Here is an 8,967-nt window from a genome sequence, read left to right on the forward strand (position 1 = left end):
GCGACTGCAACAACGACCGCGACTCCGACGGCTACCGCAACTGCGACCGCGACCAAAACCGCGACCGCATCGGCGACGCCAACTGCGACTTCGACTGCAACCGCAACGGCCACGAGCACAGTGACTGCAACGCCGACGGCCACGACTACTGCGACCGCAACTAAAACCGCAACGGCAACCTCGACAGCGACCGCGACCGCCACGCTAACGGCAACGCCAACCGCGACTGCAACAACGACCGCGACTCCGACGGCTACCGCAAGCGCGACCGCGACCAAAACCGCGACCGCATCGGCGACGCCAACCGCCACTTCGACTGCAACCGCAACGGCCACTTCAACCGCGACCTCAACGGCCACTGCTACTGCCACGTTGACGGCGACACCAACAGCTACTACGACAACAACGGCGACTCCGACGGCTACCGCAACTGCGACCGCGACCGCATCGGCGACGCCAACCGCCACTTCGACTGCAACTGCAACTCCGAGCGCGACGGCAACTGCCACGGCAACTAAGACTGCAACTCCGACATCGTCTGCCACAGTTACTGGCACGGTGACCGCGACCCCAACGGCCACGGCCTCCGTGACTGCAACGCCGACTGCAACTGCGACTGCGACCAAAACCGCAACCGCGACAGCAACCGCCACTTCGAGCGTGACCTCAACCGCCACGGCGACGGCAACGAACAGCGCAACAACGACCGCTACTCCAACCGCGACTTCGACGGTGACGGCAACCCCAACGGCCACGAGCACAGTCACTGCAACGCCGACCGCAACTGCGACTTCCACGAAAACCGCCACAGCGACCGCAACAGCGACCGTTACTTCGACCGCTACCGGCACTTCGACCGTAACGGCGACGCCGACCGCGACTGCGTCTCAGACCGCTACCGCAACCTCGACGCGAACAGCGACGGCGACGCCAACAGCCACCGCGACCGCCACGGCAACTCCGACAACCACTGCGACGGCGACCCCCACTCAGACGGCGACGGCAACTGCGACGCCGACCGCAACCTCGACGTAAACTGCGACCGCCACCGCGACTTCGACGGCGACCTCAACTGAGACCGCCACTGCAACGGCGACAGCAACTGGCACTGCGTCTCCAACCGTCACCGCGACCTCGACTCAGACAGCGACGGCAACTCCGACCAGCACCGTGACGGCTAGTTCCACTCAGACTGCGACTTCAACCTCGACGCCGACCGCAACCGCGACGCGAACTGCGACTTCAACCGAGACTGCCACTCCGACTGCTACGGCGACTCGGACTGCGACTTCGTCCGCAACGCCAACCGTTACCGCCACCGCCACCACGACTCGAACCGCCACCCAGACCGCCACTGCGACCGCGACGCGAACGGCAACTCCAACGGCGACATCGACTCCGCCTGCCAAGATAGGGGTGACGCCGCGTACCTTGCACCTCCAGGCGGCTCCGAATTCGACCGCAAGCGCGAGCTTCACGATCCGCGATGATGGTTCCGGCGATTTGCACGTCAACGTCGGCGCGCCGAAACACAATCCGCCATTCTCGATCTTCAGCAATGGTGGCGCCCATACGATCTCGTCTCACTCGAGCTTGAGCGTGGTCATTCAGTACGCTCCGGCCGCAAAAGGCTCGACCAACGATCAGATCTCGATCACCAGCGACGATCCAAAGCACAAGAAGGAAACGGTGAAGCTCGAGGGCAAATCGAAAGCGCCCAAGCATTGAGTCGCGCCGTTTTCTTTTCCTGCAGCACTGGCGACCTCTTTGACATCGGGTGCAGGGGACACTCCTGCCGCTTGTAAGGAACCCAATTGCTGGTAGTAAGATGCGGACATTGGAGTAATCGAAATGACAAAACTACACGGAACTTCACGATCGCGCAGCGCACGCTCCTTGTGGGCTCTCGAAGAACTCGGCGTCAGCTACGAGCATCTTCCGATGCCGACGACCGAAGCCAAGTCGCCTGCGCATCTTAAACTCAATCCCAATGGCCACGTGCCGGTCCTCGAAGATGACGGCGTCGTGGTCTGGGAATCGATGGCGATCAATCTCTACCTGGCCGACAAGTACGGCAAGAATTCGCTGTGGCCATCGGACGCCGCGGGGCGTGCGGGAGCCTACAAATGGAGCTTCTGGGCGATGACCGAAGTCGAGCCGCAGCTCCTCACGATCTTGCGCAACCGCGTAATGAATCCGCCCGATCAGCGCGACGAGAAGGCCGCGCAGGCCGCGGTCGAAGCGTTGAAAGCGCCGATGAACGCGCTCGAGGAGTCGCTCAAAGGCAAGGAATACCTGCTCGGCAAAAATTTTACGATTGCGGATCTCAATGTGGCCGCCGTCATGAGCTGGATTCCGATGATGAAGCTCGATCTGTCATCGACGCCGAGTGTAGCGGCGTGGCTGCAGAAGTGTCTCGGGCGCGATGCGAACAAAAAAGTTCGCGGGCTGAAGTAATCGGCGACCGACTGAAGTGAGGTAGGAATCATGGGAGTGTTGTCAGGTTATCGCGTCATCGAACTGGCCGGGATCGGCCCCGGACCAATGTGTGCGATGCTGCTGTCGGACATGGGCGCCGACGTGTTGCGAATCGACCGTATGGCCGATGCTGGTTTGGGCATTGCGATGGATCAGAAATACAGTCTGCTCAATCGCGGCCGCCGTTCGGTTGCGTTTGATCTCAAGAAGCCTGAAGCGATCGAAGCCGTCATGAAGCTGGTCGAGAAAGCCGACGCGTTGATCGAAGGCTTCCGTCCCGGCGTAACTGAGCGGCTCGGCCTCGGCCCTGACCACTGTCTCAAGCGCAACCCGCGGCTCATCTACGGACGCATGACGGGATGGGGTCAGGAAGGTCCGCTCGCGCATGCGGCCGGCCACGACATCAACTACATCGCGCTATCCGGCGCGCTGCACAGTTTCGGCCGCAAAGGCGACGCGCCCGTTCCACCCTTGAATCTCGTCGGTGATTTCGGCGGCGGCGCGCTCTACCTGGCGCTGGGGGTGGTCGCAGGCCTGCTCGAGGCACAGAAGTCAAGTAAGGGGCAGGTGGTCGACGCGGCGATGGTCGATGGGGCCGCGTCGTTGATGACCGCGATTTATGGGATGCACGGTTCCGGATTTTGGAACAACGAGCGCGGCGACAACATCCTCGACACGGGCGCGCACTACTACGAAGTTTACGAAACGAAAGACAACAAGTACGTCGCGATCGGATCGATCGAAGCGAAGTTCTACGCCGAGTTGCTCGAGAAATCAGGGCTAAAGGGCGAGAAGTTGCCGCATCAGCAGGATCGCTCGCAATGGCCCGCGATGAAGGAGCGGCTGAAGACGCTGTTCCGCAGCAAGACTCGCGACGAGTGGTGCAAGATCATGGAGGGCAGCGATATTTGCTTCGCGCCAGTGCTCAACATGGATGAAGCGCCGAAACATCCGCACAATAAGCATCGCGGAACTTTCATCGAGCAGGGCGGCGTGACACAGCCGGGGCCGGCGCCGAGATTCTCGCGTACGCCGAGTAAGATTCAGCGCCCGCCGGCCAAGCCAGGCGAGCATACGGAAGAAGCGCTGCGCGACTGGGGCTTTGCCAACCCGGATTTGGAGATGCTGCGCAAATGCGGCGCGATCGCGAAGTCAGTGTGACACCTGGGCAGTCCGCCTGATCTTCTCCTACTTGGCGTCGCTGCCGTTCGATCCGCGCTGCGGGACGATTCCCTGCTGCAGGCGCTCCTGCAGATTCTGCGGGCGCGGAATGCCGATCGCTGAGTCGCCCTCGAGCTTGTCGAGCATCTCTTTGCCGCCGAATTGCTCGATGAGCTGCTTCGGGAGCGCCTCGATCAGGTAGTCAGCCGGCATCTTCGGAGCGTCGTCGCGCTTGCGCTTCATCACCATCTCGATGATCGGCTCGAGCTCCTTCATCTTTTTGGCGCGAATACCAACGTCGCGCTCCGCGAACTCGGGCAACACTTCTCTGCCGAACAGCTCGATCGATTCCATAATGTGTTCGTGGCGGTTCTTCCCAGCCTGCATCACGAAGATCATCTGATCGACGCCGGCGTTCTCAAAGCGTCGGAAGTACTCGCGCAACTGATCCGGCGTGCCGACCGCGCCGCGCAAGCCCTGCTGATCGCCCTGATCGTTGTCGAGCCGCGCGCTCAGCCGGCGCTGGCGCATCGCGATTGCAACGTCCGGCGAGTAGCCGCGCTCGGCGCGCTTCTGCGTGAACTCCTCCGACACATTCGACACTCCCGGCTTGTGATCGCCGAAGACGTAGTAGTGGCCGAGCGAGTAGCCAAAGAAGTTGCCGCCCTCAAGCCCGCGCAGGACGGCCTCGCGTTCGTCGCGGTGGCACATCATCGGGGTAACGCACGAAATCTCGGGATTGACGGCGCTGCCAATCGGAACGCACTTCTCCGCGAGCGTCCTGCGGTAGTCGCCGACCCAATGCACCGCTTCTTCCGGATCGATGAATGAGAACGTCAGTGCGCCGATGCCGCATTCCGCGGCGAGCAGGATCGTCTCACGGCGGGAGCATGCGACCCATACCGGTGGATGCGGTTTCTGCACCGGCTTCGGCACCACGTTGCGCGGTGGCATCTTGACGAACTTGCCATCAACGCCGCCGAACGGAACCTCGGTCATGCAGCGGAGCGCGGTCTCGAGTCCCTCGCGCCACATCTCGCGTTTCAATGCGGGCGCGAGATTGAAGCCGCCGAGCTCCGCGAGCGACCCTGACTCGCCCGAGCCGAACTCGACGCGGCCCTTCGAGACCAGGTCGAGCATCGCGATTCGTTCGGCGACGCGCGCGGGATGGTTGTAGCCGGGCGCGGTCAGCACGATTCCGTGGCCGAGCCGCATATTGGTCGTGCGCTGACTCGCCGCCGCGAGAAAAACCTCGGGCGCGCTCGAGTGCGAGTATTCTTCCAGAAAGTGATGCTCCACTTCCCACACATTGGTGAAGCCGAGCTTGTCCGCCAGCTCGATCTGATCGAGCGCGTCCTGGATCAGTTGCAGCTCGCTCTTTTCCTCCCACGGGCGTGGAAGCTGATGTTCATAGAAGAGTCCAAATCTCATAGAGTCCTTTCGCGGCGCCGATTTACCGTCAGCTGGAATTTACCTAACAGATGTTAGCCTGTCGGCGAATATTCTGGCAAGTCTGGCGCGGGCGAGTCTCGCTCAACTATAAAATCGGCATGCGCAAATTTGATCGAATACTTCCCCGCGTCGCGATTTTTGCCGCGATCGTTTTGCTCGCGGCTATCCTGTCGCCGTTGCAGCCGGCCGCCGCTGGCGATGCCGTCTCGCACACCATCGACGTGAACGGCGTCAGCCGCAGCTACCTGCTCTACGTGCCGTCCGGGCAGAGTGGAAAACGGCTGCCCGCGTTCATCATGATGCACGGCAGCGGGAGCACTGACACGCAGCAGGAACGCTACTCGAACTTCGATACGTTCGGCCAGGCGCATGGCCTGGTGGTCATGTATCCGAATGGGATCGACAAGCACTGGAATGACGGGCGCGTGATCGGGCACGAATCGATGGCGGACGATATCGGGTTCATGAAGGCGATGCTGGCAGAGGTCACCGCGCAGGGACTGATCGATCCCAAGCGGGTCTATGCTGCTGGAATTTCAAACGGCGGCTTCATGGCGCAGCACATGGCGTGCGTGATGCCTGACGCGCTGGCCGGAATCGCCGTAATCGCAGCGACGCTGCCGGTCGATGCGGCGTGCCCATCGCCGCGCCCGATGCCTGTAGTATTTTTTCATGGCACCGAAGACAAATTCGTTCCGTTCAATGGCGGCCCGATCGCGCCGCAATTCGGCAATCGCGGCTCCGCGATCAGCAATGCGCAGGCGGTCGCCATTTGGCAGAAGCGCAACGGCTGCGGCGCGGCGCAGCAGGCAAATGTTCCCGCCAAAGATACGAGCGATCCACTGCCCGTGACCCTCGAGAGCTATTCTTGTCCGGCGGGCCGCGGGCTGGAAAACGTGATCGTGCAGGGCGGCGGCCACACTTGGCCGGGCGCTCGTCAAGGATGGCTGGGTACGAAAATCCTTGGGCCGGTTACCGACAACATAGACGCCAACGCTACGATGTGGACCTTCTTTCAGTCGCAGTCCCCGAAGTGAATGATCACACCGCTTAAGCGCGGCCGGTCAGGCGGGCGCGCTCGAGCACGCCTTCGAAAATCCGCACCGCGACCGCATCAACCAGCATCCCACCCGCTCCTGCAGCGCCTGCGCCGTCGCGGGTCGCGGCCTGGTAGGCTTCGGACATTTTGCGCGCATTTTCGATTTCGTGCGGCGTCGGCGCGAACACGTCGTTGGCAAGTTCGATCTGGCTCGGATGTATCGCCCACTTGCCGACGGCGCCAAGCGTCGCCGCCCACGTCGCCTCGCGCCGATAGCCGTCAGGATCCCTGAAGTTACCAAAAGGCCCATCGATCGCGTCGATGCCGTTGGCGCGGCACGCCGTGATCATCCGAACGCGCGCATGATGCCACATGTCGCCGGGATATCGATTCGCCGGATCGCTCGCGACGCCGAAGCGCATGCCCTGGCTCGCCGACAGATCGCCGAAGCCGAGGATGAGCGCCTCGAGTCGCGGTGACGACGCGGCAATTTCCTCGACGCGCGCCAGCGCAGCACTTTCCTCGATCAGCGCTTCGAGCCCAATTCTATTTTTTAGATGCAGTTTCGTTTCGAGCTGCGTCAGCAACGTGTCGAAGAACCAGATGTCGCGCGGCGCCTTGGGCTTCGGCACGATAATGACGTCGAGCTTGTCGCCTGCGCCCTCGACCACTTCGATCAGGTCGTCGTGCGCCCAGTGCGTATCCGCGCCGTTGACGCGCACCGCGCGAATCTTTTTGCCCCAATCGAGATTGCGGAGCGCATCGACGGCGTTCTTGCGCGCCGCTTCTTTCTGCGCCGGCGCGACCGCGTCTTCAAGATCGAGGAAAACCATGTCGGCCGCGGTCGCCATCGCCTTCTCGATCATCTTCGGGCTCGAAGCCGGGGTCGAAAGTTCGGAACGTCGTAGTCGAAGCGTCATGATTGCTCCTTGCGCGCAACTGAAATTCCCGCGTCAGCCAGCACCTGCTCGGTGTGCTCGCCCAACCGCGGCGCGCGCGCGTAAATTCCCGACGGCGTGCCGGTCAACTTAATCGGACATCCCGCCAACACGAGCGGAGGATTGTCGCCCGGCTGTTCGACCTCGACCAGCATGTCACGCGCCCGCGGATGCGGGTCCTCGAAAATATCTTTGGCGGTGTTGACCGGGCCTACCGGCACCTTGCCGCCGATAGCGTCCACGATTTCGCGCGTGCTGTGTGCCTTCGTCCATTCGCTGAGAATACCGCGCACGAAGTCGGCATTGGCAACCCGCCGGTTGACGTTGAGCGTGCGATTGTCCGTCGCAAGTTCGGGCCTGCCAAGAGCGCCGCACAGAATCTTCCAATGATTCTCGCCGGGCGCGGCGATCGCGACGGCGCCGTCGCGCGTCGGAAAAATATCGAATGGGCACAGCACCGCGGTGCCGTTGCCGGCCGGCTCTCTGACCACGCCGCCGCTCGCGTAGCTGTAAACGATCATCTCGCACAGCGCGAGAATCGCGTCGTACATCGCCACGTCGAGAAATTGTCCCTGCCCGGTCCGACGCGCCGCATGAATCGCCGACACGACGCCCAACGCGGCAAGAGTGCCGGGATAAATGTCGCCGATACCGGGGCCGGCTTTGTAGCCGGCGCTGCCTTGCGGACCCGTGACAGCGACCAACCCGCCCATGCTCTGCGCAACGATGTCGAACGCGGGCCAATCCGCATACGGACTCGCGCCGGTGCGCGGATCGCCGAAGCCACGAATGGCGGCATAGACCAGCGCAGGCTTGATCTCGTGCAGACGCTCGTAGCTGATTCCCGCGCGATCCATCACACCGGTCTTTGCGTTCTCGACGACTGCGTCCGCCGTCTCGACGAGCCTGAAAAACGTGTCGCGGTCGCCGTCGGTCTTGATGTCGAGCACGATGCTGCGCTTGTTGCGATTGACGCTCGCGAAGTATCCGCCGTAGTCGCATCCTTTTCGATCCGCGGGATGCGGTCCCATGCTGCGGCTCATATCGCCGGCGGGCGGCTCGACCTTGATAACATCGGCGCCAAGGTCGGCCAGCAACATCGTGCAATACGGACCGGCCAGCGCCTGCGTGAGATCGAGCACGCGAACATCCGACAGCGGTCCTGTGCGCGCGTTCATCGATTGCCCCAATGCGAGCGGCGCTTGATCAGCACCGTGCGCTCGCCTTCGAAGACGATCGTCCCGTCATGCTTGGTTCCCCAATGTTTGAAGCGCACGATGCCGGCGTCGTCGCGACCGGCGTCCCGCTTCTCGAGCACTTCGCTGTATGCGTAGAGCGTATCACCATGAAAAACCGGTGACGTAAACCTGATACCAGTGAGGCCAAGTTCCGCGAGCGCATTTTCGCCTGTGTCCTGCGTCGCCAGGCCGATACACACCGAGCCGGTCACGAGGCCGAAGACCAGGCGCTGGCCGAATTGCGTCGAGCGCATGCGATGCTCGTTGTAGTGGCCGTCGGCGGTGTTCAGCACGAGCTTCGTCAGCATCTGATTTTCGATCTCGCCAATGGTCGTGCCGCGTGCATGGCGCATCTTCATGCCGACTTCGAAATCTTCGAAGTAATTTCCCGTGCCCGTCAATTTTGAGATCGACGTATTCACTTTCTCACCTTCGGCAGCAGACGATCGGAGATAATCCGCAGCTGGATTTCGGAAGTGCCCTCGAAAATTTTGGTCAGACGCGCGTCGCGCCAGTAGCGCTCGAGCGGGAAGTCCTTGGTGTACCCATAGCCGCCGTGAATTTGCAGCGCCTGGCTGGTGACGCGTTCGGCCATTTCGGAGGCGAACAGCTTCGCCATCGAAGCTTCTTTGTCGCATCGCCGTTTGCTGTCCACTTCTGT

Annotated in this window: 11 protein-coding genes; 4 read left to right on the top strand and 7 right to left on the bottom strand. The window is 62.1% G+C overall.

Features of this window, described 5'->3' with window-relative positions:
• On the bottom strand, window positions 1-851 hold an 851-nt coding region (locus tag VIW95_RS12965; protein WP_331587140.1), incomplete at its 3' end, for a hypothetical protein.
• A gap of 336 nt (window positions 852-1,187) precedes the next feature.
• Window positions 1,188-1,409, bottom strand: coding sequence for a hypothetical protein (locus VIW95_RS12970; protein WP_331587142.1), 222 nt, complete (start codon window positions 1,407-1,409; stop codon window positions 1,188-1,190).
• Between the two features lie 7 nt (window positions 1,410-1,416).
• Between VIW95_RS12970 and VIW95_RS12975 the strand changes: the two genes are divergently transcribed.
• The 3 genes from VIW95_RS12975 (at window position 1,417) to VIW95_RS12985 (ending at window position 3,639) form a co-directional block, all read left to right on the top strand.
• Window positions 1,417-1,728, top strand: a complete 312-nt coding sequence (locus VIW95_RS12975) for a hypothetical protein (RefSeq protein WP_331587144.1) — start codon at window positions 1,417-1,419, stop codon at window positions 1,726-1,728.
• A 123-nt stretch (window positions 1,729-1,851) separates the two neighbouring features.
• Window positions 1,852-2,457 (top strand): glutathione S-transferase family protein, encoded by a 606-nt coding sequence (locus VIW95_RS12980; protein WP_331587146.1) that lies wholly within the window; start codon window positions 1,852-1,854, stop codon window positions 2,455-2,457.
• Between the two features lie 30 nt (window positions 2,458-2,487).
• Entirely contained in the window at window positions 2,488-3,639 is a 1,152-nt protein-coding gene (locus VIW95_RS12985; RefSeq protein ID WP_331587148.1) for a CaiB/BaiF CoA-transferase family protein, read from the top strand.
• 27 nt (window positions 3,640-3,666) lie between these two features.
• Here VIW95_RS12985 and VIW95_RS12990 read toward each other — a convergent pair whose 3' ends face one another.
• Window positions 3,667-5,070, bottom strand: a complete 1,404-nt coding sequence (locus VIW95_RS12990; RefSeq protein ID WP_331587150.1) for an LLM class flavin-dependent oxidoreductase — start codon at window positions 5,068-5,070, stop codon at window positions 3,667-3,669.
• Window positions 5,071-5,189: 119 nt separating this feature from the next.
• On the opposite strand from VIW95_RS12990, the gene VIW95_RS12995 reads away from it, so the two are divergent.
• Window positions 5,190-6,128 (top strand): alpha/beta hydrolase family esterase, encoded by a 939-nt coding sequence (locus tag VIW95_RS12995; RefSeq protein ID WP_331587152.1) that lies wholly within the window; start codon window positions 5,190-5,192, stop codon window positions 6,126-6,128.
• Between the two features lie 13 nt (window positions 6,129-6,141).
• Here VIW95_RS12995 and VIW95_RS13000 read toward each other — a convergent pair whose 3' ends face one another.
• From VIW95_RS13000 to VIW95_RS13015, 4 genes are all read right to left on the bottom strand, one after another.
• Window positions 6,142-7,050, bottom strand: coding sequence for a CoA ester lyase (locus VIW95_RS13000; RefSeq protein ID WP_331587155.1), 909 nt, complete (start codon window positions 7,048-7,050; stop codon window positions 6,142-6,144).
• On the bottom strand, window positions 7,047-8,246 hold the full coding sequence (locus VIW95_RS13005; RefSeq protein ID WP_331587157.1) for a CoA transferase: 1,200 nt from the start codon (window positions 8,244-8,246) through the stop codon (window positions 7,047-7,049). The genes VIW95_RS13000 and VIW95_RS13005 overlap by 4 nt, the downstream gene beginning before the upstream one ends.
• Window positions 8,243-8,728: a MaoC family dehydratase gene (locus VIW95_RS13010; RefSeq protein WP_331587160.1), complete on the bottom strand. Its 486-nt coding sequence runs from the start codon at window positions 8,726-8,728 to the stop codon at window positions 8,243-8,245. The genes VIW95_RS13005 and VIW95_RS13010 overlap by 4 nt, the downstream gene beginning before the upstream one ends.
• On the bottom strand, window positions 8,725-8,967 hold a 243-nt coding region (locus tag VIW95_RS13015; protein ID WP_331587162.1), incomplete at its 5' end, for an acyl-CoA dehydrogenase family protein. The genes VIW95_RS13015 and VIW95_RS13010, both read right to left, overlap by 4 nt.

It is taken from the genome of Binatus sp. (SeqCode) (genome assembly GCF_036522015.1).
GTDB lineage: Bacteria > Desulfobacterota > Binatia > Binatales > Binataceae > Binatus.